This window comes from Chryseomicrobium sp. FSL W7-1435 (assembly GCF_038595005.1).
Lineage (GTDB): Bacteria > Bacillota > Bacilli > Bacillales_A > Planococcaceae > Chryseomicrobium.
On sequence record NZ_CP151997.1, the window covers coordinates 2,643,324 to 2,663,384 of the forward strand.

Here is a 20,061-nt window from a genome sequence, read left to right on the forward strand (position 1 = left end):
AGCTTACCATGGAAAATCATGCAAAAAAACACGTACATCCGAAGATATACGTGTTGAATGTGTTATTCAGCTAAACTCTTATAGACGTTGGCCATTTCTATCGCTGTGATAGCGGCTTCAGCGCCTTTATTCCCCGCTTTTGTGCCTGCACGTTCAATTGCTTGTTCAATCGACTCTGTTGTCAACACACCAAAGATTGTCGGGATTCCCGATTGAAGACTGACAGCCGATACACCTTTTGCCACTTCTGCACAGACATAATCGAAGTGTGGCGTTGCACCACGAATCACTGTTCCTAATGTGATCACCGCATCGTACTTTCCGCTATCTGCAAGTTTTTTTGCAGCTAATGGGATTTCAAACGCTCCTGGTACCCACAGAACGGTGACATCTTCTTCACGAACTCCGTGTCGACGAAGTACATCTTCTGCTCCGCCTAACAACTTGCTTGTAATAAATTCATTGAAACGCGCCACTACGATGGCTACTTTCAAATCGGTTCCAACTAAATGCCCTTCAATAATCTGTTTCATGATTGTTCCTCCTATAGGTGTAAGATATGATTTAATTTTGATTTCTTTGTTTTGAGATAGTTCTCATTGGATTTATTCGCAGGAAGCTCAAGTGCGATACGCTCTACGATTTGGATTCCGTGCGATTCCAAGCCTTGTAGCTTCCGTGGATTGTTTGTCAGAAGACGAATGGATGTTGTACCCAAAGACTTCAATATATCTGCCGCTTCCCGGTATTCCCTTAAGTCATCTGCAAACCCAAGTTTATGGTTCGCTTCGACCGTGTCATAACCTTGTTCTTGTAGTGAATAAGTTTCTAACTTATTCAGAAGTCCGATGCCTCTGCCTTCTTGACGCATATATAAAATCACGCCTGCACCGAGTTCTTCAATTTGTTGAATCGCTGCATCGAGCTGTGGTCCACAATCACAACGCTGTGAACCAAACACGTCACCCGTCAGACACTCTGAGTGAATGCGCACTGTTACAGTTTCAGCCGCATCTAGCTCGCCTTTGATGAGGGCCATATGTTCCTTGCCATTTTTCCCTGTAAATCCGACTGCCCGGAAGGTTCCGTACTTTGTCGGCATAGCGACTTCGACACCTCGTGCAACAGTCGTTTCTTGCGCGATGCGATATGCACATAATTGTTCGATAGAAATCATCACAAGACCCTGTTGTTCTGCTACTTCTTCCAGCTGTGGAAGACGTGCCATGGATCCGTCTGGATTCATGATTTCACAAATGATTCCGACTGGGGCTGCACCACAAAGTCGTGCGAGGTCCACCGCAGCCTCCGTATGACCTGGTCTTTCAAGCACTCCCCCATTTTTGGCGATGAGAGGAAAGATGTGGCCTGGTCGAACAAAGTCTACCGCTGTCGTCGTTGGATGCGCCAAAAGTTGTAATGTTTCTGCTCGCTCATGTGCACTGATGCCCGTTGTCGCTTGGACACTATCAATACTTACCGTAAATGCCGTACTGTGAGCATCTTCATTCTTCGCAACCATTGGCGGGAGATCGAGTCGCTCGGCAATCTCCTGTGTTACAGGTGCACAGACAAGTCCTCTCCCTTCTGTCACCATGAAATTGATGAGTTCAGGTGTCGCATACTCTGCTAGCGCCAAAAAATCGCCTTCGTTTTCGCGGTCCTCATCATCCACTACGATGATTGGGCGTCCTTTTTTGAGTTCTTCTATGGCTTTTTCAATTTCGTGCATGGTCATTCCTCCTTACGCATAGCCGTTCTCTTGTAAAAAACTATGGGTCATTGTTGATTTTTGGGAACGTTCTTGATGAGCTGCGCCAAGGATATATTTTCCGAGAACATCAAACTCCAAGTTGACGGAGTCGCCTGTACGTTTCGTGTGTAAAATCGTTTGTTCAACTGTATGTGGAATGAGAGAAATCGTCAGAGAGTTCGGTGTAAGACCGAAGACCGTCAAAGATACACCATCCACGCTAATTGAGCCTTTCATGATGACATACTTTCGAAACTCTTCTGGGAACTGAATGGTCACTTGTAGCGCGTTTTGATTCATCTGCCGATCGGTAATCTCACCTACCGCATCGCAGTGACCTGTCACAAAATGCCCGCCAAACCGGCCCCCTGCTGCCATCGCTCGTTCTAGGTTGACCTGTGTCCCACGCTTCAAACGACCTATTGTAGTGGCTGCATAAGTCTCCGGCATGACGTCAGCAGTAAACTGTGAAGTCGTGTAAGTTGTGACGGTCAGACAAACACCGTTGATAGCGATACTGTCTCCCAGGTTAACATCTGTCAAAATCTTCTTGGCAGCCAGTGTGAGCTCCATCGCCTCTCCCGTCTTCTTGACAGAGACAACTGTGCCGATTTCTTCGATAATACCCGTAAACATCACGTCACCTCCTCTTCATTCGGAATCGCAACAACTTTGATATCTGGTCCAAGTAGTTCAACGTGGATGAATTTGAGCTGGTGGGCATCTATAATCGACGCAATTCCTGCTCCACCCATCACTTGCGTTTGAGTGCCACCGAACAATTTAGGAGCCATGTAAAGGACAACTTGTTGGAACGCTTTGCTTTCAACAAACGAAGCAAGGACTGTGCCCCCGCCTTCAACTAAAACCGACTGAATATTTCTCTTTCCTAAGTCTTCGAGTACGGCGTCAATCGAAAGTGTTTCCTCTTGTAATTGAAGGACCTGAACACCTATTCGCTCTAGTTCTTTGCGTTTTTCTTCATTTGCATATTTAGTTGTGTACACCCATGTAGGTGCCTGGCCATCTTGAAAAATCTTATACGTGTGTGGAAGTGTGAGCTCAGAATCGAGCACGATGCGAATGGGATTGCGTCCACCTCGGGGTCGTCGGGTGGTGAGAGAAGGATTGTCATGAAGAATTGTGTGTTTTCCAACTAAAATTGCATCATGCTGATGGCGAAGCGTGTGCGCGTCTTCTCGTGCAGCGTCTGATGTGATCCATTTGCTTTCGCCTGTAGATGTGGCGATTTTCCCGTCCAGTGTCATCCCTGCTTTCAAGGTGACATACGGACGATTCGTTGTGACTGAGTGAAAGAACGGTGCATTGAGCATGCGGGCTCGTTGTTCTTCAATACCTTCAATCACTTTGATTCCGTGATGTGTGAGAAGTGCAATGCCTTGTCCTGCAACAAGTGGATTTGGGTCTCGCGTCGCTACGACAACTGTTGAGACGCCGGAAGCGACTACTTTTTCAGCACATGGCGGTGTCTTGCCGTGATGTGAACACGGTTCAAGCGTCACGTATAATGTTGCTCCGCGTGCAAGTTCTCCAGCTTGATCAAGCGCAAAGACTTCAGCATGCGGTCCGCCTGTCTTCATGTGTACACCTGTCCCTACAACCGCACCGTCTTTTACAACGATCGCTGCAACCGACGGATTTGGACTGGTCTGCCCACGTGTCGCCTCTGCTAGAGACAAGGCAAGTTTCATGTAGTCATGATCTGTCATATGAACCTCCTTAAAATCGTGTCCATTTTGTTATGCACAAAAAATCCCCCACCTGTTTGAAAGGTGAGGGAGAAAAAGCAGCACAAAAAAGCGTTTAAAATCGGTTGATTTTGAAACGTTGTGTTTTCCTTCTCCCATCCAGACTTTTACTGTCGGCTTTGGAGTTTCACCAAATCCACCGCTTTCTTTTCACAGAAACCGGGTCACGGACTAAGAGGCCTTGCCTCATCACCGCCGGTTGGGAATTGCACCCGACCCCGAAGGAAATCCTATTCACGCCCTAACTATACCAAAATCAAATCTATCTGTATACTTGATGTGCTTGCGCTACTAAAATAGCGATGAAGGGAATCTTCTGAACGAGTAAAGAGAAAGGCATGGAAAGGATAGTATTCAGTTAAGGATTTCGAATTCAACTGCTAGAAAGTGTCTATCAAAATCGCCCGCATCTCGAAAATCTAGTACTTCTTTCACTAAACGATATTCTCCAGTTTTAAGTTCTCCATAGAGCCAATCCCACTCGATCGATAGCTCTGATGATTCATGTGGATTTGTGCCTAACCCTTCATCTGTAAAAGCAAAATTTCCACCCACGACATCCTCTACTTCAAACCATTCCTCATTGACTTTTTGTTCAATCGAAAATGAGCCATTATATACGAGAGACTTTTCAGAGTCATTCACAATTCGCAATGTTAACCCTTCTGATGTAAGTGTATTTTCAACGATTTCGAGGTGGATGTTGCTCAAAGTATTCACTTCCCCTATATCAGATTTCTTTAATTCAACTGGTTCATCTGAAGAAGTGCAGCCAGAAACAACTACCATACATACAACTAGCAAGAATAGCACAACATTTCGCATTGAAATCATTCCCCTCTACTTTTAGGTATAGACCTATCTAGTTGCGGAATAGTTACAAGTCTTTTGGTTTTTGTGTGATTTTCAGACAGAAATTCATGTGTAATCTTTACAGTTTTTCTTTGTTCGATTCCCAGTATGCTTTCATTTCACGAGAGACAAATCCCACATTGAAACCTTCGACCCGGCGTTTGCCTGTATTCTCAAATGCGACCTCATCCTCAATTTGAATATATGTGCGATCAATTTTCCGGAAGATATGTGTATTCCCTTCATACTCCCCACTCCGAAAGTTATCGAGCGTTATGAAATCATAAATCGTTTTGTACGTTTCCTCATCCATAATTTCATCTTCAAATACTTGAATTAGATACTTCATCGGATTCCTCCTGAATCAACTTCCGAATCTCATCCGCATCTTTGGCAGAGAGTTTGTACACGTCTCCATATTCAACTGTGTATGTCAGTGTAGCTTCTTCGCCTTCCTGCCCCATCCACAAATGAAGCGGGTGCGCTGGAAAGCCTTCTTCATACTCGACTAACAAATCATAGTCCGGTGTGGATTCTGGAAGTTCGCCCATCTGCAATCTTGCATTTCGAAGTACTGCTTCTATAACAGCGATCTGCTCTTCTTCTTCAATAGTCAGTTCATGGTCTTCAGGTATTTGGCCAAGCCCCGCTGATTTCGAAACTTTTATTGTCTCCACTTTCTCATCGAGGAGGGCAAGACGTTCTCCTCCTGTTTTGTAGACTGTATAAGATGCAACTGCTACCGCAGCCACTGTGAAAAGTAGGCCAACAAATTTCTTTTTCATGATTATTTCTCCTTAAATTCATTTGGTTGAAAACCACTGTATTGAATGGTTGATTCATGGAAAACTCCCTTTATATTTACAGATACTTCTACTTTCTTCATACTACTAGATAGGACGAAGAGAAGAAATACTTTTCAAAGAATGGAGCGTTAAAATGAGTACCTATATACGATTAGATGCCTCGCAACTCGAGATGGCAGCCGAATGGTTAGCTCGCGTCAATAGCCAAACCACCTCTCACTGTGGCTATTGTGGGTCATCAAAAGAAGAGATTTTAGAAAGTTTACGGGAAGATTTTGTTGAGGGAGAATCAACTTCATTAGTTGCGGAGCTTGAAGGAGAAACGATTATCGGCATGATCGGATTTGATTATGAGGAAGAATTTGCGGAAGTGTGGGGACCATTTAGTCTTTCTTCTAATACAGAGGAGACTCTGGCATTTTGGAATTTCGCAACGAATGAATTTCCGCAACTTAAATCGTATTCGTTTTTCTTACATAAAGACAACAGCACGCAACAGAAATTCATGAACACACTTCAAGCTGAGCTCCGAGGAAAGCATTTGTACTACAGAATTCAGCAACCTGCTAAAGCTGAATCACATAAATTAACACTCGAGACATATTCCAATCAAGACAATCAGAAATTTATAGAACTCCATGATACCGAGTTCCCTGATACGTATTATGATGCGAAGACGATTCTGGAACGTTCACTTCTACAAGGTCATACACTTTACTTTGCTTATTTCGAGAAGGAATTTGTAGGTTATTCATTCTTTGAGGAAGGGATAGACTCCATTCATCTCGAATATTTCGCACTCGATTCTTTTTATCGCGGGCAAGGGTTTGGCGAAGAATTACTGCGTGTATCGCTTTATCAAGTAACCTCAGCTAGCAATTTAAATACAGTAACATTGACGGTGGATTTATTAAACGACGCAGCCAATCCTCTTTATGAAAAGGTCGGATTTGAAATAGAGAATGAGCTTTGGAATTACAGGTTCGAAACTAAATAATTTTTCTATAATTCCCAGTATATTCATGGTACATTAAAAAGAAAGTGATACACAAAGGGGATTTGTATGAAGAATTTTATTCGGGGAATTGTGCTGTTCGGAGCAGGAACTATCTTGATGAGTGCGACTTTACTTGCTGCGGCCATCTATGCAACGAGTGCTGAATCTTGGTCAGGAAATTCTAAAGTAGGCTCTGTCTTATTCAGTGGTAACTATGTAAATTCAGAACCACTACTATTAGGATTTCCATTTGTCGTAGGTGTCTTATTATTTGTTTTCGGAGCTACAATAATCGGCGCTGAGTGGTACAAAGAATGGTTAAACGAAGCCGATGCGAAGTTAGAAAAACTTAAAAGCGAAACGCCTCATGAAAGTTAGTTTATACTGACTTTTATGAGGTTTTTTTAATTCAGTATGAAATAGTAGTAAATATGATAAGTTCTCAAATCATTTTATAAGCCATTCAATTATAAGAGGAAAAAGAAGCAGTACCAGTATACTTTGTATCAGAGTTAAAGTTAAATCTATCCGCCAAGAGTTCCCTTCTAGCTTTCAACGTCGCAAGCGCAGAAGTAAAAAGAACAGTCCCCATCAAAAGAGCACGGTCATTACACCATTAACTATACCAATCTCTTTGTATACGTCTAAAATCATTTACTTCTCCTTCCACTCAACTAACCGTCCGGCGATCAAACTGAAATAGCGCTAATAAACTCATACTCCCCACATAGGTAGGAACCGCCACACTCATCGACACATCGAGCCACTCACCAAATGGTCTAGAGAAGTCTCCTACAACTGCAAGATAGATAACTCCAACCAGAACTGCTCCAAGTCCTAAAGTTGTACCTGACAACTGCCATTTCGTTTTTGCGAAAAGAGTGAAACTGATCATAGAAAAAATTAAAGCCGCGAGTACACCTATGTACCAGATAGTCATTTGTGTTTGATTCGTAGTATCAACATTGCCAAGCATCGTGTTGAAAAATACCGTCACCATACTTACAACAATCATGAAATTTAAGATAGCCAGTACCTTTTTCTTTAAATACCAAAAAATAAACGGACTCACAATTGTAACTATAATTGAAAAAACAACAAGTGTATCAGTCACCTCTCTTCCTCCCCCGCTTAATCTGGCTTCAAAAATTTATACGACAGCCAAATACCTCCTGCTATCAATACTACCCCAAGCACTACTAAGGCTATTAGTAAATTTCCTACTACCATCTTCCCCACTCCTTTCCGATACATACGAATGTAATTGGTAAATAGTTTCAGATAAAAATAAATTTACATCCGAGATATAAATAAACTGAATAGAAAAAACAGTAGCTGAAATCCAGCAAAACTCACTAGCAGACTACTTAAATTTATAGACTTCTTAAACTCTAAAATAGACGCTAAAAGCCCGATGCAAACAATGCCGATCCATGTTGCATCCCAAATCCAACTTGCACTATCTTCTGGTAATGAAGCATATATACCTGTAAGATAGAGTCCCCACTGAATACAGACAGTCCCTAAAAATAGATACGTCACTTAATAAGGTCTTGCGTCAACATCTTGAACAGCAATGCTAATTACAATCATTGCGAGTATAAGAATCAATAAAACTAATAACAACAATAACAACGGCATTTCACCACTCCTCGTTCCAAATTACAAAAAAGACTATTAAAATTTCAAGAAGTTCCCATACTTAATGCGAATAAAAGTGCAATTAAGGTGAATCTTTAAATGAATGATGTACATAATAAATGTACATTTATTGAATATAATATGTACATATGTTATATTGGAGGTGAAAATATTTGAGACGGGAGGAAAATAAAATGTCAGCAGCAACTGGTTCTATTGATGTAAAGCAGATAGAAAAAGAACTACCAAATCGAAATCGATTAATTGCTTCTGAACTTCGTTACAGTAAGAAATGGCAATCATTATTAGATCAATATGCCACTGTTGAAATCATGTTGAATGGAGAAACTGTTGCGCAATTGAGTAATCCTACTGTCATTCCCGCTCTACTTAATCGAATTTACGAATTAGAAAATGAATTAGAGCAATTACTGGTTGAACAATTATATGCGGAGCGCTTAAATGACACAGATCGCAAATCTGGTGACGAGTTAAAGCAAGGTGCTGAAGACATACTGCTCCACTACATCGACTCTGGAAAAACTGAATGAATATAAATACCGCTTTAGTCAAAGAAGCTATCTCTCAAATCTCAGCAATCCCTAATCTTTATATGGACCCGCACTATTTAGTACTTGATTTATTAGCACTTACTAGCGTAGAAAGCTTTGATTCAGATGAAAAGTTCTCCTCTGTCATTCGAACCTTAATTCATTCCTTTGAATTAATTTCAAAATATCCAGAAAGCGGGGAATCCTTAAAGAATGACTTTTATGGCTATAGCTCTTATCATTTTTTGAGCGATTATCCGTCAAATCATCCACACGATGACATGCGTATTATCTATACCACTCAAGATGATCAGCTCTGGATTATTGGTTTCGGTCACCGGTACCTACCATCTGACATTTACGATAAACTGAGAAGTTTGAAAAGACATTCATCCTACTAGTTCTTTTTTAGAAGAGACGAAATGAAAATTCACTAGGCTTTTCTACTTTGAAGATACTAAAATAGAAACAGTCCACCATCTACATAGATAATTCCTCAATCGTCTTAAAAATCCTCGAATACGCTTCTTGAATCGTTTTTTCATTCACAATGTCATTGTATAACCCGTATCCCCAATACTGTTCACTAGATTGATCATAAAGATACGCATACATGCCTGACTCTACATCAGGAAACTCGTCTAAACTTATTTCTTCGTCCACAAAGGGTACATACGATTTTGTTGTTCCAATAAACAAAAAAGGTCGAGAGCTGCTTGTATAAATAGAGGCATATTCTGGCTGATCTGCTTCTTCTAAATTCTCTTTTGTAATAAACACTGCATCATACTCTTCTACATTTTGTAAATCATCAAATGTAATCGATGTAAATTCAATATTTTTTTCTCTGACAACAGGTTTCTCACCGATAACCGCAATATGTAGGGAAGACTTTTCATACATTTCAAATTCAGGAAGCGCCTCTACTTTTACACAACCGCCCATAATGAGTAATACCACTGTCAGTAGTAAAAGTAGTTTAACTTTTGCTTTCATGAACTTCCCCCTACCACCGAAATAGAATACGTTAGTTTAAAAAAGATCTTTCTTCTAGTTCGGCTGTGCTATTCATAAATTTCAGCTTGTCTTCTTCACTCATTTGATTGCCATAGTGAACTAACCATTTCTCAAGCAAATCCGGTCGATTACAAGCCTGAATCCGCTCCATGGTATAACTGACTCCTTCATCAATTGTGCGTTCACCATTTATGGACCAAGAAAATATGGCGTCATAAAATTCCGCAGCTGTTTCATAAGCCCCTACTTCTTCATACTTTCCGGCAAGAACTCCAAGTTGCGTGATCGTGAGGTCATGCGGCATCTCTACATGCTTAACATTGTGAATGACAAATTCTCTTAATTCTTTCATGTCCCCTTCAGTGCTAAGGTCGAAAAGCTTTGACATCATCTTTTCATAAGGTTTGAATGCCTCTTTTTCTTTTTTTCGTTGCGTACGCTTCTCTTTCCAGTCATTGATCCATGTCACGGTAACTTGTTCTCTCCTCTACATCTGAATACGTAACCCTAGTAATGTATCTACTAGTCTCGATCTTTTTTTAGGAAAACATACGATAGTAAAATTCCTCCTGCAATTGTCACTACACAAAGGATTAGTAACCCCATCAATAAACTTCCCATAACCTTGCCACCCTCTCCCATTTAATACTTATTTCAGACTCTTAAACTTTTTATCGTAAGAAGCACGCGTGTGAAAATCGTTTAGCCAAGTCTCCACTAAATCTTCTCGTCCCGCATATCTAAATACATTTAGGATATTTTGAAGCTCTTTATGATACTCGAATTCTTTCTGTTTGACCAACTGCAGTGCCATATCATAGCCAGTAGCAGCACTTGGCGCATCCCCTTTTTCCTTGAAGCGACTTGACATGTAAATTAAGAGATCCGCTTTGGCAGGATTGGAAAGCCAACTTGCATCGAGTTCAGCCGTTACATATGGGAATAACTCATCTAAGCGGTCCTGCTTCACCAATCGGTCCGTCTGCTTTCGAACCTTTTTTAACATTTTCCCTTCATATCGGGAATACTTGATTTTTTCAATCCATTTCATGCTGGCACCCTCGCTTTTACTTACTACCTTCTTTTACGATTTTTAAATAGAAACGTTTCATTCGTATGTATTGATTAATCGATAGGATTGATAATTAGGCATTAATTGAAGTTGTTCCCTCACCGTGTTAGGGTTAAAGTAAATAATCTTCCAAAATAAGGAGGTGGCATTCATGCCCGTTTGCCAAAACTGTAACTACACTTGGAGCCTTGGAGAGACACTAAAGCGCTCGTTTACACTCTCACCTGCCATGAAATGCCCGAATTGCAATACAAATCAATTCATGACCGTAAAGTCACGAAAGCGCTCTGCTTTTCTATCCTTCATTGTCATTTTTCTGATCACAGGCTTCAATATTCGCTACGGTCCTACAGCCTATACATTTTTATTTTTTATCGTTACACTTGGTATACTCACAATCACCTATCCAAGATTCATAAAGCTTTCCAGTACCGAAGAGCACATGTTTTAACAAGCACAGAAATTACTTTATCTGTGCTTGTTTTTTTCGAAGTGTGGACAAAAATCGTTCTACATCACTTGGCTTATTAAAATGCACGACACGCTTATCAGACGGAAGTTCACGCAAACGCTTCACAATATGCGGTGTTTTTTGCTCTGGAAAATTCCAAATGTATTTGAAAAATTCGTAATCAAAACGTTCCGGGCATCCTTCCGCCATATCCGGACGCACTGTGTTCCGATACTTTAGAACTCGTTTTGCTGCTCGTGTCATGCAAAGCATCCTTGGAAAATCAAAGAATAGGATCGTGTCTGCTTCTTCGACACGTTTAGAAAGAGTCCCACCATAATTGCCGTCGATGATCCACTCTTCCTTCTCAAAAATTTCATCTTGAAGCCGTATTTGTTCTTCTCGTGATACTTCTTCGCAACCCTCCCGCCAATTTAATTGATCTAGATGATAAACCGGGATGGAAAGCATCGCTGTAAGCTCACGTGACAGAGTAGACTTTCCTGCGCCGCTGGAGCCAATGAGTGCTATTTTTTTCATACTGCTACCTCCGTTAATTTTTTGACCCTAGGGGTTGTCTCGTTAATTGAAGTTAATTTCTAAAGAGAGACAACCCCAGGGGTCATTTTATTCTCCCTCAACCCTCGAGTAAATCCATTCGCTGTAATGAGAAGTTGAATAATTAATTGGAGCCGGATGCACGATGTAGTTTTCGTTCACGGATTGAACTTTTGGGAAATCTGCGATGATTTCAGTCTGTGCTTCATTCAAACGCTCCATCTCATCTTCAGTCGGTTCAGCATCGAAATAGACGCGCCAAATCAATGTATCGCCGATAACCTTTGCATAAATCGCTTTAGTAGCTTTGGGTACAGCAGAGTGTAAAGCCCGATTCGCACTATGAATCAATTTTTTCTGACTCTTACTAGTTGGTTCTCTTTCCCCGAATGTTTCCCGATTATAAAAACCAATATAAATTCCAGCGAAAATTAGTCCACTACCTATAAGTGCTACTATCAAAGTACTGATCGGCTCATTATTTACTTTGACCCCAAGCAACATGGCTCCAACTAAAATGATTGGAATCCCAACAATTGCACGTACAATTTTTACATCCATCCCCTACACCACGCAATCATCCATTTTCTTCATTTTTACATATCTAGTCATCCTTTACTTTCCTACCACGAAAATAATTTCCAATTTCCTTTCATGCTTGTGATAGATTTAAACGAACAGAACGAATGTATTAGTGAACGGATTTTTCGCGAAAAAAGCGTCTCAATAATGAGGTGAAACATGGAACAGCACATTATTAATCAACTCAAAAATCATAAAGAACAAGGCATCTCACTCGTCCTTGATCAATACGGCGGTTTACTCAAGCACATTGTGAATAAGTACATTGCTGGGCATCCGGAAGAAATCGAAGAATGCGTAGCCGATATCGTTATCGCGGCTTGGTACCACATCGATGAGTTTGACCCGGAACGCAACTCTTTGAAGAACTGGCTAGCTGTCATTGCCAAATTCAAAGCCATCGACCGTCTTCGGAAGTTACAAAGAAGTGGTCAACAAGACGAGTTATCTGACCAAGTTCCAGCAACTGCAGCGCAGACAATCAATTGGCAAGAAGTTCTTGAAAACCTGTCTCCCCAGGAACAGCGCATTTTTAAACGGTATTATTTTGAAGGATCGTCTGCCCGGGAAATTGCATCGGAATACGAAGTGAAAGAATCGTGGATTCACAATAAGCTTTCACGGAGCCGAAAAAAGTTGCGCACATATTTTCAACAGGAAGAGGGATCCTAATGAGCCTTTATAGCGACTTTAATGACATCGACGCAGAAATTACAACTCATGACAATAAATCCTTAACGAAATTAGAGAAAAAACGCATCAAAAAACGTATTCAAAAAAAGTTATCCCCAGCAAAACGACGTGTTGGTTTTATTGCTGCTTCAGTTGCAGCTATTGCTTTGAGCGCAATTGTTGTAACGAGCCCAACCATTGCTAACATGCCTTTAGTGGCGGGTCTTTTAGAAGATTGGAAGCCTGGCGAAAACCAAGATTTCACAGAGTACAAAAATCCAATTGGCATCACAGCCACTACTGAAAATGGTGAGTTAACTTTGAACGAAGTGATTGTGGACTACGATAAAATTCTTATCAGCTCCACTTTTGTAAAACCCGACGACTTTAGTTATTCACATAGATATCAGATGTTACCCGATATATATATGAATGGGGAAAAGCTCGAAGTGACGAACACAGCTGCCCAATCCATCGAGCAAAACTCTTCAATGTACACTGTTTACATTGAAGTGGGACTTGCTGCTCCGCTTGATTCTGCTGAACTAGATTTAGAAATCGTTTATGCACGCATGTTAACACCAGATGAATCAGATCCAATTGATGGCGTGCGATTATCAGAACCTTGGAAGTTTGACGTGAATGCGAATCAACTCGCTGTCCAGGAAAACACTGTTGTTAGCACACCCTCTATCACAGTTCCCGCGCTTGATGGAGGAAGCTTTGTGGTCGATAAGGTCATTCGTACACCAATTTCGACTACTATTTACTTTAGTGAATCGACCGTAGGGAGCGAATTAAATATTCAGTTGGTTGATGCTGAGGGAAATGCTTATTCATGGGACAATGCCTACATTGAAGATGATAAAACTGGTATGTTCTCCTTCTCTGGTGTTTCATTCGTGGATAAAGAGTTATTCATTCAAGCACGTGAATACTATCCAGACAATAAACTCGGGGAGTTGGTAGCGATTCCTGAGTAACCAAAAACCAGGACGTCTCGTAAAGAGATGTCCTGGTTTTTGATTAAAGATTAACTATACTACTATAACATGGAACCTTTTCTAAAATTATGAGTCTATCTTTAAAATACACTAATAAGATTGTAGTGTAGTCTACTTCATCAATTTAATTAGTGCAGTTTAAAAATTAATTTCCCTATATACCTTTTGGAGGTGTTTTTGTGAAAAAGATATTCCCTCTAGTGTCCTTGCTCTTTTTACTACTTGGGTTCAGCATTTTTATCTCTATGTCGCAAGAAAACGTATGGGCAAGCACACTTACATTCCACACAGCCGGTCAGCCATTTATAATTATTTTTATGATGTACAGTGTTATTGCTTTTGTCTTTGCGTTGCTAAGTACTAAAAACACTTACAAATTTATACTTATTTCCGCAAATGCGCTACTTCTCATCGCTACTGCTTTACTGAGTTTTATTGCTATTTTCGGTTTTCAGTCCGCTTGAAGCTTACAGTCTTAGGCGAACTCTATTCTTAATTTCAGAGCTATTCGATAACTTCTATAACAAACGAATAACTAGCTGTCCCTTGCTCCCAGTGGGCTAAAACTTCATAGATGAATATACCTGTCTCAGATAGATCCACTTCTTTTGTTTGTTTAAGAATTGTGTAATTATCATTCCATATTCGCAAAATATAATTATTCGGTGGATCTTCAAAATTCAATTCTACAGACGTATCAGAAGAAACTTGCAAGGCTGTCTTGCCTTTGACTAAATCTGGCGGCGATTCAGAATCTGCCTCTATCCCTTCTCCTTTGCCATCCCCATTATCAATAGTCCAACTATACGAGCCAAGAAAAGGATGAAGAATTTCTTCGCCAAAATTTATAGTTAGGTCTGGGGGTTCAAGAGCTGTATCTTCTGGGGTGATAGCTATCTGTACGTTTTCTGTTATTTCTTTTGTTTCGCTAATTGTATCACTTTCATCAGAATAACCCATTAGTACCAAAAGGGTGGCTAAAGTTAGACCAATCGCTAAACGCTTCAACTGCATCCCCCCTCTTCATAGTGGACGTTACTTTTTAAAAAAGTGTCATACTCTCAAAGAAATTGTTTAATTAAAAATCGTAAGATAAATTAGTGCTCCAATGATAAGCACTATAATAAGTACTCCTGTCCCTTTCCAACCAAGGCCTCCTACTAAATCTTGCAGCCCACTGCCTTGAATACTTCCCCCAGGATTATTTCGCAACTCTGTTTGTCTCAGTCTTTCTCGTCTTTGTTCATGCGTCTCTTTTGATGACATTTCATTTTCCCCCTTCACTGTCATGTAACTCTATTCCTTTTCCAAAGAAGAATATAATGCTTTGCCAGCTTCACATGAGTACTTTGAAGAAGTTTTCGTGTAGTATGTAATTCCTTGCTTTCTGGATAACCTGGGTATAACTCAAACTATCGGTAAATGCATAATGTTCTGCGGACCTTTAGGACCCACAAATACTTCCCTGTTATCCACAAATCCTATTTTTCGGTACAGTGAGGCTGCTGCCTCATTTCGTTGATTAACCCCGAGTACAAGTTCATCCACATGTGGAAAAGTAGTTTTTATTAAATCAGGTAGCTGGTGAAGGGCTGTTTTGGCGTAGCCTTTTCCTTGATGCTGCTGATTAATTGAAAATGAGGTAAGGAGCTTTGCCTTCGTGTTTGAAGAATACTTTGCAAGCTTCTTTCCTTCTTCTAATGTAAAGTAGCCAACTGGTTCTTCAGCATTTAAAATGACGACATGTAGCGCGGACTCTTCAACTAACGGACTGTTCATCTTTTCTACAGGTAAACTCGTAAACTGTCGTTGTTCTTCTGGAAGTTCAAATTTTTCAAGCGCTTCTCGGAAGTTTTCGGTAAAGGGGGTTATACGAATAGTATGAGATGTAATCACAATCTTAACTCCTTTCTATATCAGTGCACTACCTTCTAGGACCACTTGTCATCCAAATGATCTGCATAAAAGGCGAGTGTTTTTTTATACTTTCTAATTTCGTCGTTAGTTGTAGTGGCTAAGAGCGTTTTGAGGAGCAATTGCACTGCGTCATGCGATTCTCCTAAATTGTACAGCGTCATGGCATAAAAAGATTTCAAAGCATGATTACCTGGAAAGTGATTTAATGCTTCAACAAATACTCGTTTGGACTTCTGATAATCTCCTAGTGCGCGATAAGTACTCCCAAGCCCTAGGTATGCATTTTCTAAATCTGTCGCATCAAGTCCACCTTGGAGTGCTTTTTCATAATGAGGCACTGCCTTCGCTTCTTCCCCAAGTGCATCATAACTCCAGGCACATTGGTACTGGATATAGGCATCTTCAGGATGTCCATCAGCAAGTTGAGTAAGGATTTTATTTGATTCTATGTAGTTATTTTCTTCCCGAAGCAATAATGCCTCTTTTAGACTTTGTTCACGTGTCATTTTGATTTACCTTTTCCTTTTAAAATTTCTTTCCTGTAAAGATTTCATTTTATGGCATGAAACACAAACGAATGAGATTGTTCATTTGCCAGTTTGTCTTCCCAATCTTCGAACACCACAACATCTCTAAATCCGACTGCTTTTACAGAAAGCATAAGTTCTTCGTAACTACGAAACTTCAATTGCATTTTTTCACGTACAATCGTTTCTCCCGTTTCAACAAATTTTACAGTTTCATAAAATGTAAAGATGTCATCTTCCATCCCTTCGTACTCCGTCCAAATTTCTAAAGCTGCTCCGGTTTCTGGATGTGTTGCTTTATCTGGTGTTAGATCCTTCTGCCAGTATTCCCACACTCTTTTTGCAGGATTTCTTGTGTCAAAAACAAGCTGTCCACCAGGCTTTAAACTTTGGTAGATATCTCTAAGAGTCGTTAACCAACTTTCTTCTGTCAGGAAGACTTGTGCTACATTGGCGGTCATGATGACAAAATCGTATGATTTAGGTTGCAGGTCTTTACTGTCACCTAAAATCCATTTAATTTCAGATTGTAAGCTATGCTCTATCGCATAATCGATAGCCTCTGCGTTAGGGTCAATTGCTGTCACAAGGTAACCCGCTTCCGCTAATTTTTTCGTCACTCTTCCTGTACCACACCCTAAATCCGCTACAGTCTTTCCACTTGATTGGTTCAGCAGTTTCAATAAAAACTCGCTATCTTTTTCATATGTATTTACTTGATCATAAATAAGAGGTATCACTTTATTCAGTTCCTTTCAATTCCAGAGCCAGTCTCACTTGGTCTCGGCACTGGATGCCATTTTCAAAGATGGGTTCTGGATAGTGCAAGGTAAAATAATCTGGAACTATCCCAACCAACCGGAAACCGCACCTTTGGTACAGCGCGAGTTGCCCGATACTAGAATTCCCGGTTGCGACATGAATACTCGCATATTCAAGCACCCTCGCTGTTTCAATCGCATGGAGGATCAGCTGCTTCCCTAGGCCTTTCCCCTGCCAGTGTTCAGCGACTGCCACATTCATAAGCTCTATTCCCTGAGGAGATTGTTGTTGAAGAATGTATACACCGATACATTGACCTTCAATTTCTAAGACATAGCAATGACCTGATCGACTATAAGAATGAATTTGATTTTCGGACGGGTCTGCTAACAGCAAGAGCTCCATAGGAAGTGGTTCATGTGGATATAATTTTCGTATCATTCCGGCTCCACAACTTTCGCAGTAAAGGATTGATTCCGTTTCACAAAATCAGTTACCCAAGCGATATCCACTGGACCATTCAAGACTTGGTAGTAGTCCATATCTCCATAATTAATCAAGCGGTTTTCATAAACCGACCCGCCTGTCCAGTTATTATCGAAAATGAGACTAACCACAAAGCCTTGTTCATTCGATAAATCTGAGTCCCATTCTCGATTATTCATCTTCTTCACATCATATTGATTCAAAAATGTCTTCCATTCTGCCATTGCCTCTTTGTCTTCGATTATGTACATCTCTCCAGCTAAATCGACTTGTAGATGTAGCGCTTTTTCAGTTTGAAAATCAAAAGCATGATCCAAGCTTTTCACACGGTACTCATCATACAGACTGAAAACGAATGAAGCACTTGTGATTACAGCTATACTCACAGCCATGAATGTATACCACTTTTTAGATTTTTCCGATGTTACATTCTCAAACTTTCGTGCTAAGCCGCGAGCTACTGGAATTACTAAAACAAACAATACGATAATGCTTAAAAATAACGCTAGAAATGGAGCTCCATTTAAGTAATTGTATGCTCCAAGATAAAATAGAATGGATAATGCCATTCCTACACTCCCGAAAACCACCCAATACTGCATTTCTCTCATCCCGTAACCCCCTAAAAAGTAATTACACTATTCTTTTAATTCCATCTATACGTTTTAAGTGTACCATTTAGTTCCATCTTTCCTAGATGTTTGGTAATCTTTTTTAAAGGAGCGATATCTATGAGGTTTATTAGAATTTCTTTATTTTTTAGTTTCCTTCTGCTCTTAGTCGGATGTGCGGATGAGGAGCAACCAAACATTTCTCAAACACTTAAGGAAGATTTCAGAGGCGAAGTTACAGAGCTAAATGAAGATTCATTTTTAATTGAGTATGGTGCAAATGACTTTGCTTTATTAAAAGCAGATGCATCTATCCTCGAGGAGCTCACTATTGGGGATGTAGTGATTGTAGAAATTGATGGGGGCATCAATGAATCTGATCCATTACGAGCGGCTACGAAAAAAGTTGAGGTTATTGATTCTACCAATTAGACATGAGGACTAAGCATATGAAAAAAGCTATTTTAATAGGTATCGCTGGATTAGTTTTAATCGGTGCAATATGGTTTTATTTCAATCAAAATCAGGATACGACTTTCGGGGAAGTATATGAAAGTGTATTTAATGGTTCAGACATATCTGAAGTCGTTATTGAAGAAAAGCTAAAGAACAATTTTAATTCAGAAAATGAACAGGTACTTGATGTTGCGGAATTTAAAGAGATTATAGAGCAATCGAGTGATATGAGACTAAAAGAATCTGATATGCCACCACTAAATACTTATGAAATGACAATTTATTACACTCATAATGGTGAAGAGAAAATGACTGCAATTGTAGTCGGCTACAACAACACTTTACAAATGGTGGATGGTAAATTTTATACCATTGAAAGTCGAAACTCTTTATTTGAATTGATTTATCAGGAACTGTAAATAACAAATGTCCAACAGATAATAGCTGCTGGACAGTGATTTAATTAACTTATTTCCACTATTCAATTGGTTGATTAACAGACCTTTATGCCTTCGTAACTGCTTCTAATTCATTTAATCGTTTTTCAACAGTAGTCAATTTTGCGTTCGCCTGCGTAGCAAGTGTAAAACCAATAATCCCAAATATAAAACCCATAGTTGCGAATGTAAAAGCCATGATTGTGAATGCCTCCATGCTAACATCCTCCCCTTTGTTTACATCTGTTTCCTACTATACGGAGAACGAGTATCAAAAGTTCCAATCGTTTATATTTCCCCTATACAAAACCAAAGAGAAACAAGTCACTTCTAAACTAAGATACTATTACTGAGAACTACTAAACATTTGCACGAACTATATAGCGGGAAAATGTTATCAGAAGACCTCTGTGAGTAGCATTTTGATTGAAGACTTTTGAAATTATAGCTAAGTTTAGTTCTTTCACTGTTTTATAAATTTCAGGTCTTTGGCCAAAACATCTCATTTTCACTACATCCAGAGGGGTATGTAAATATTCAACACTGTTAACGACTTCCACTTCCCATTGTAAAAACTCACTCGATTCTAGTCTTTGGTTGAGGGTATTTAAAATCGGTGTTCCTTGTAACTCATCAAATAAATTAGGAAATAAAATAGGGAGCTCTTTTCCTGAAGCATCTCCAGGGTGAAGCCCAATAAACTTCCCGCTTTTCTTTAAAACCCTGCTAATAGAAGGATATGCGGAAGTTGGTCCTTTTCTGTTATAAACAAAATCAAACTCTTCCGTTCTAAAAGGCAACCCATTTTTCGTGTTTCCAACAATAAAAGATACATTCTTTCCTTTAGCTTGATTACCGATGTGCACAAAGTTCTCTGTCGCATCAAAACCTACTATTTCTTTTGCAAAAGAACTGCATTTAATCGTGAATTCACCGTGCCCACATCCAACATCCAACACTTTCTTATTCACTATATTGTGAAGGACTTCTAGATCAAAATTAGATTCTCCGTTAGGCTCTGTTCGTGTAGAATCCCAAGAATATTCATATTCACCTTGAAGCTTACTGAGTTGGTTGTACCATTCGAGTGAATGTGGTGGCAGCCACTTTTCTAAGGTTGATGGATTCATTAACTTCATA

At 39.9% G+C, this 20,061-nt stretch carries 31 protein-coding genes and 1 riboswitch; of the genes, 9 read left to right on the top strand and 22 right to left on the bottom strand.

Annotated features, from left to right (window positions below; translation table 11 throughout):
• Positions 1-62: 62 nt before the first annotated feature.
• The 7 genes from ribE (MKY84_RS13530) to MKY84_RS13560 all read right to left on the bottom strand — a co-directional run bounded on the left by ribE (MKY84_RS13530) (position 63) and on the right by MKY84_RS13560 (position 5,159).
• Entirely contained in the window at positions 63-533 is a 471-nt protein-coding gene (gene ribE / locus MKY84_RS13530; RefSeq protein WP_342526720.1) for a 6,7-dimethyl-8-ribityllumazine synthase, read from the bottom strand.
• Between the two features lie 11 nt (positions 534-544).
• Entirely contained in the window at positions 545-1,738 is a 1,194-nt protein-coding gene (locus tag MKY84_RS13535; protein ID WP_342526722.1) for a bifunctional 3,4-dihydroxy-2-butanone-4-phosphate synthase/GTP cyclohydrolase II, read from the bottom strand.
• Between the two features lie 6 nt (positions 1,739-1,744).
• Positions 1,745-2,389, bottom strand: a complete 645-nt coding sequence (gene ribE, locus MKY84_RS13540) for a riboflavin synthase (RefSeq protein ID WP_342526724.1) — start codon at positions 2,387-2,389, stop codon at positions 1,745-1,747.
• Positions 2,389-3,483: a bifunctional diaminohydroxyphosphoribosylaminopyrimidine deaminase/5-amino-6-(5-phosphoribosylamino)uracil reductase RibD gene (gene ribD / locus MKY84_RS13545; protein ID WP_342526726.1), complete on the bottom strand. Its 1,095-nt coding sequence runs from the start codon at positions 3,481-3,483 to the stop codon at positions 2,389-2,391. Before ribD ends, ribE (MKY84_RS13540) begins: the two co-directional genes overlap by 1 nt.
• A gap of 122 nt (positions 3,484-3,605) precedes the next feature.
• Positions 3,606-3,752: riboswitch (FMN riboswitch) on the bottom strand.
• Between the two features lie 124 nt (positions 3,753-3,876).
• Positions 3,877-4,347: an immunoglobulin-like domain-containing protein gene (locus MKY84_RS13550; RefSeq protein WP_342526728.1), complete on the bottom strand. Its 471-nt coding sequence runs from the start codon at positions 4,345-4,347 to the stop codon at positions 3,877-3,879.
• A gap of 106 nt (positions 4,348-4,453) precedes the next feature.
• Positions 4,454-4,723 (bottom strand): hypothetical protein, encoded by a 270-nt coding sequence (locus MKY84_RS13555; protein ID WP_342526730.1) that lies wholly within the window; start codon positions 4,721-4,723, stop codon positions 4,454-4,456.
• A complete protein-coding gene (locus MKY84_RS13560; RefSeq protein ID WP_342526732.1) occupies positions 4,698-5,159 on the bottom strand; it encodes a hypothetical protein in 462 nt (153 codons plus the stop codon). Before MKY84_RS13560 ends, MKY84_RS13555 begins: the two co-directional genes overlap by 26 nt.
• A 154-nt stretch (positions 5,160-5,313) precedes the next feature.
• Here MKY84_RS13560 and MKY84_RS13565 point away from each other — a divergent pair, with 154 nt between their 5' ends.
• Complete coding sequence (locus MKY84_RS13565) at positions 5,314-6,177, top strand: GNAT family N-acetyltransferase (protein ID WP_342526733.1); 864 nt, start codon at positions 5,314-5,316, stop codon at positions 6,175-6,177.
• Between the two features lie 66 nt (positions 6,178-6,243).
• Positions 6,244-6,555 (top strand): hypothetical protein, encoded by a 312-nt coding sequence (locus MKY84_RS13570; protein WP_342526735.1) that lies wholly within the window; start codon positions 6,244-6,246, stop codon positions 6,553-6,555.
• Positions 6,556-6,847: 292 nt separating this feature from the next.
• On the opposite strand, the gene MKY84_RS13575 is transcribed toward MKY84_RS13570, so the two are convergent.
• A complete protein-coding gene (locus tag MKY84_RS13575; protein WP_342526736.1) occupies positions 6,848-7,291 on the bottom strand; it encodes a hypothetical protein in 444 nt (147 codons plus the stop codon).
• A 721-nt stretch (positions 7,292-8,012) separates the two neighbouring features.
• Here MKY84_RS13575 and MKY84_RS13580 point away from each other — a divergent pair.
• Both MKY84_RS13580 and MKY84_RS13585 read left to right on the top strand, forming a co-directional pair.
• Positions 8,013-8,369, top strand: coding sequence for a hypothetical protein (locus tag MKY84_RS13580; protein WP_342526738.1), 357 nt, complete (start codon positions 8,013-8,015; stop codon positions 8,367-8,369).
• On the top strand, positions 8,366-8,770 hold the full coding sequence (locus tag MKY84_RS13585) for a hypothetical protein (RefSeq protein WP_342526740.1): 405 nt from the start codon (positions 8,366-8,368) through the stop codon (positions 8,768-8,770). The genes MKY84_RS13580 and MKY84_RS13585 overlap by 4 nt, the downstream gene beginning before the upstream one ends.
• Before the next feature lie 79 nt (positions 8,771-8,849).
• Here MKY84_RS13585 and MKY84_RS13590 read toward each other — a convergent pair whose 3' ends face one another.
• The 5 genes from MKY84_RS13590 to MKY84_RS13610 all read right to left on the bottom strand — a co-directional run bounded on the left by MKY84_RS13590 (position 8,850) and on the right by MKY84_RS13610 (position 12,028).
• Entirely contained in the window at positions 8,850-9,365 is a 516-nt protein-coding gene (locus tag MKY84_RS13590; protein WP_342526742.1) for a hypothetical protein, read from the bottom strand.
• A gap of 31 nt (positions 9,366-9,396) precedes the next feature.
• On the bottom strand, positions 9,397-9,855 hold the full coding sequence (locus MKY84_RS13595; protein WP_342526743.1) for a hypothetical protein: 459 nt from the start codon (positions 9,853-9,855) through the stop codon (positions 9,397-9,399).
• A 180-nt stretch (positions 9,856-10,035) separates the two neighbouring features.
• Complete coding sequence (locus tag MKY84_RS13600) at positions 10,036-10,437, bottom strand: hypothetical protein (RefSeq protein WP_342526744.1); 402 nt, start codon at positions 10,435-10,437, stop codon at positions 10,036-10,038.
• Positions 10,438-10,921: 484 nt separating this feature from the next.
• The gene (locus MKY84_RS13605; protein ID WP_342526745.1) at positions 10,922-11,449 is read right to left on the bottom strand and encodes a DNA topology modulation protein; all 528 of its coding nucleotides are present in this window, start codon (positions 11,447-11,449) and stop codon (positions 10,922-10,924) included.
• Between the two features lie 87 nt (positions 11,450-11,536).
• Positions 11,537-12,028: a hypothetical protein gene (locus MKY84_RS13610; RefSeq protein WP_342526746.1), complete on the bottom strand. Its 492-nt coding sequence runs from the start codon at positions 12,026-12,028 to the stop codon at positions 11,537-11,539.
• 180 nt (positions 12,029-12,208) lie between these two features.
• Here MKY84_RS13610 and MKY84_RS13615 point away from each other — a divergent pair, with 180 nt between their 5' ends.
• From MKY84_RS13615 to MKY84_RS13625, 3 genes are all read left to right on the top strand, one after another.
• Complete coding sequence (locus tag MKY84_RS13615) at positions 12,209-12,721, top strand: sigma-70 family RNA polymerase sigma factor (RefSeq protein ID WP_342526747.1); 513 nt, start codon at positions 12,209-12,211, stop codon at positions 12,719-12,721.
• Positions 12,721-13,704 carry a DUF4179 domain-containing protein gene (locus tag MKY84_RS13620; protein ID WP_342526749.1) on the top strand — a complete coding sequence of 328 codons (984 nt, stop codon included), beginning with the start codon at positions 12,721-12,723 and terminating at the stop codon, positions 13,702-13,704. Before MKY84_RS13615 ends, MKY84_RS13620 begins: the two co-directional genes overlap by 1 nt.
• 200 nt (positions 13,705-13,904) lie before the next feature.
• The gene (locus MKY84_RS13625; RefSeq protein ID WP_342526751.1) at positions 13,905-14,189 is read left to right on the top strand and encodes a hypothetical protein; all 285 of its coding nucleotides are present in this window, start codon (positions 13,905-13,907) and stop codon (positions 14,187-14,189) included.
• Between the two features lie 40 nt (positions 14,190-14,229).
• On the opposite strand, the gene MKY84_RS13630 is transcribed toward MKY84_RS13625, so the two are convergent.
• The 7 genes from MKY84_RS13630 to MKY84_RS13660 all read right to left on the bottom strand — a co-directional run bounded on the left by MKY84_RS13630 (position 14,230) and on the right by MKY84_RS13660 (position 17,986).
• Entirely contained in the window at positions 14,230-14,733 is a 504-nt protein-coding gene (locus tag MKY84_RS13630; RefSeq protein WP_342526752.1) for a hypothetical protein, read from the bottom strand.
• A gap of 66 nt (positions 14,734-14,799) precedes the next feature.
• A complete protein-coding gene (locus MKY84_RS13635; RefSeq protein ID WP_342526753.1) occupies positions 14,800-14,991 on the bottom strand; it encodes a DUF6366 family protein in 192 nt (63 codons plus the stop codon).
• Between the two features lie 141 nt (positions 14,992-15,132).
• Positions 15,133-15,621 (bottom strand): GNAT family protein, encoded by a 489-nt coding sequence (locus MKY84_RS13640; protein WP_342526754.1) that lies wholly within the window; start codon positions 15,619-15,621, stop codon positions 15,133-15,135.
• 35 nt (positions 15,622-15,656) lie between these two features.
• Positions 15,657-16,148, bottom strand: a complete 492-nt coding sequence (locus MKY84_RS13645; RefSeq protein ID WP_342526755.1) for a tetratricopeptide repeat protein — start codon at positions 16,146-16,148, stop codon at positions 15,657-15,659.
• 44 nt (positions 16,149-16,192) lie between these two features.
• Positions 16,193-16,909: a class I SAM-dependent methyltransferase gene (locus tag MKY84_RS13650; RefSeq protein ID WP_342526757.1), complete on the bottom strand. Its 717-nt coding sequence runs from the start codon at positions 16,907-16,909 to the stop codon at positions 16,193-16,195.
• Between the two features lies 1 nt (position 16,910).
• Positions 16,911-17,372 carry a GNAT family N-acetyltransferase gene (locus MKY84_RS13655; protein WP_342526759.1) on the bottom strand — a complete coding sequence of 154 codons (462 nt, stop codon included), beginning with the start codon at positions 17,370-17,372 and terminating at the stop codon, positions 16,911-16,913.
• Positions 17,369-17,986 (bottom strand): hypothetical protein, encoded by a 618-nt coding sequence (locus MKY84_RS13660; RefSeq protein WP_342526761.1) that lies wholly within the window; start codon positions 17,984-17,986, stop codon positions 17,369-17,371. Before MKY84_RS13660 ends, MKY84_RS13655 begins: the two co-directional genes overlap by 4 nt.
• A 162-nt stretch (positions 17,987-18,148) precedes the next feature.
• On the opposite strand from MKY84_RS13660, the gene MKY84_RS13665 reads away from it, so the two are divergent.
• Together MKY84_RS13665 and MKY84_RS13670 are read left to right on the top strand one after the other, a co-directional pair.
• Entirely contained in the window at positions 18,149-18,460 is a 312-nt protein-coding gene (locus tag MKY84_RS13665; RefSeq protein ID WP_342526763.1) for a DUF3221 domain-containing protein, read from the top strand.
• A gap of 17 nt (positions 18,461-18,477) precedes the next feature.
• Entirely contained in the window at positions 18,478-18,903 is a 426-nt protein-coding gene (locus MKY84_RS13670; RefSeq protein ID WP_342526764.1) for a hypothetical protein, read from the top strand.
• Positions 18,904-18,988: 85 nt separating this feature from the next.
• Here the strand turns inward: MKY84_RS13670 and MKY84_RS13675 are convergent, their stop codons facing one another.
• On the bottom strand, positions 18,989-19,138 hold the full coding sequence (locus MKY84_RS13675; protein WP_342526766.1) for a hypothetical protein: 150 nt from the start codon (positions 19,136-19,138) through the stop codon (positions 18,989-18,991).
• Between the two features lie 142 nt (positions 19,139-19,280).
• Entirely contained in the window at positions 19,281-20,060 is a 780-nt protein-coding gene (locus MKY84_RS13680) for a class I SAM-dependent methyltransferase (protein ID WP_342526769.1), read from the bottom strand.
• Position 20,061: the final 1 nt, after the last annotated feature.

Bases quoted from the DNA above. Each gene is read 5' to 3' on its own strand.
- ribE (WP_342526724.1), bottom strand. From the start codon at position 2,389: ATGTTTACGGGTATTATCGAAGAAATCGGCACAGTTGTCTCTGTCAAG.
- MKY84_RS13535 (WP_342526722.1), bottom strand. From the start codon at position 1,738: ATGACCATGCACGAAATTGAAAAAGCCATAGAAGAACTCAAAAAAGGA.
- MKY84_RS13605 (WP_342526745.1), bottom strand. From the start codon at position 11,449: ATGAAAAAAATAGCACTCATTGGCTCCAGCGGCGCAGGAAAGTCTACT.
- MKY84_RS13675 (WP_342526766.1), bottom strand. From the start codon at position 19,138: ATGGAGGCATTCACAATCATGGCTTTTACATTCGCAACTATGGGTTTT.
- ribE (WP_342526720.1), bottom strand. From the start codon at position 533: ATGAAACAGATTATTGAAGGGCATTTAGTTGGAACCGATTTGAAAGTA.
- MKY84_RS13635 (WP_342526753.1), bottom strand. From the start codon at position 14,991: ATGTCATCAAAAGAGACGCATGAACAAAGACGAGAAAGACTGAGACAA.
- MKY84_RS13610 (WP_342526746.1), bottom strand. From the start codon at position 12,028: ATGGATGTAAAAATTGTACGTGCAATTGTTGGGATTCCAATCATTTTA.
- MKY84_RS13565 (WP_342526733.1), top strand. From the start codon at position 5,314: ATGAGTACCTATATACGATTAGATGCCTCGCAACTCGAGATGGCAGCC.
- MKY84_RS13620 (WP_342526749.1), top strand. From the start codon at position 12,721: ATGAGCCTTTATAGCGACTTTAATGACATCGACGCAGAAATTACAACT.
- MKY84_RS13570 (WP_342526735.1), top strand. From the start codon at position 6,244: ATGAAGAATTTTATTCGGGGAATTGTGCTGTTCGGAGCAGGAACTATC.
- MKY84_RS13600 (WP_342526744.1), bottom strand. From the start codon at position 10,437: ATGAAATGGATTGAAAAAATCAAGTATTCCCGATATGAAGGGAAAATG.
- MKY84_RS13655 (WP_342526759.1), bottom strand. From the start codon at position 17,372: ATGATACGAAAATTATATCCACATGAACCACTTCCTATGGAGCTCTTG.
- MKY84_RS13665 (WP_342526763.1), top strand. From the start codon at position 18,149: ATGAGGTTTATTAGAATTTCTTTATTTTTTAGTTTCCTTCTGCTCTTA.
- MKY84_RS13580 (WP_342526738.1), top strand. From the start codon at position 8,013: ATGTCAGCAGCAACTGGTTCTATTGATGTAAAGCAGATAGAAAAAGAA.
- MKY84_RS13615 (WP_342526747.1), top strand. From the start codon at position 12,209: ATGGAACAGCACATTATTAATCAACTCAAAAATCATAAAGAACAAGGC.
- MKY84_RS13585 (WP_342526740.1), top strand. From the start codon at position 8,366: ATGAATATAAATACCGCTTTAGTCAAAGAAGCTATCTCTCAAATCTCA.
- MKY84_RS13560 (WP_342526732.1), bottom strand. From the start codon at position 5,159: ATGAAAAAGAAATTTGTTGGCCTACTTTTCACAGTGGCTGCGGTAGCA.
- MKY84_RS13555 (WP_342526730.1), bottom strand. From the start codon at position 4,723: ATGAAGTATCTAATTCAAGTATTTGAAGATGAAATTATGGATGAGGAA.
- MKY84_RS13645 (WP_342526755.1), bottom strand. From the start codon at position 16,148: ATGACACGTGAACAAAGTCTAAAAGAGGCATTATTGCTTCGGGAAGAA.
- ribD (WP_342526726.1), bottom strand. From the start codon at position 3,483: ATGACAGATCATGACTACATGAAACTTGCCTTGTCTCTAGCAGAGGCG.
- MKY84_RS13680 (WP_342526769.1), bottom strand. From the start codon at position 20,060: ATGAAGTTAATGAATCCATCAACCTTAGAAAAGTGGCTGCCACCACAT.
- MKY84_RS13590 (WP_342526742.1), bottom strand. From the start codon at position 9,365: ATGAAAGCAAAAGTTAAACTACTTTTACTACTGACAGTGGTATTACTC.
- MKY84_RS13660 (WP_342526761.1), bottom strand. From the start codon at position 17,986: ATGGCATTATCCATTCTATTTTATCTTGGAGCATACAATTACTTAAAT.
- MKY84_RS13550 (WP_342526728.1), bottom strand. From the start codon at position 4,347: ATGCGAAATGTTGTGCTATTCTTGCTAGTTGTATGTATGGTAGTTGTT.
- MKY84_RS13670 (WP_342526764.1), top strand. From the start codon at position 18,478: ATGAAAAAAGCTATTTTAATAGGTATCGCTGGATTAGTTTTAATCGGT.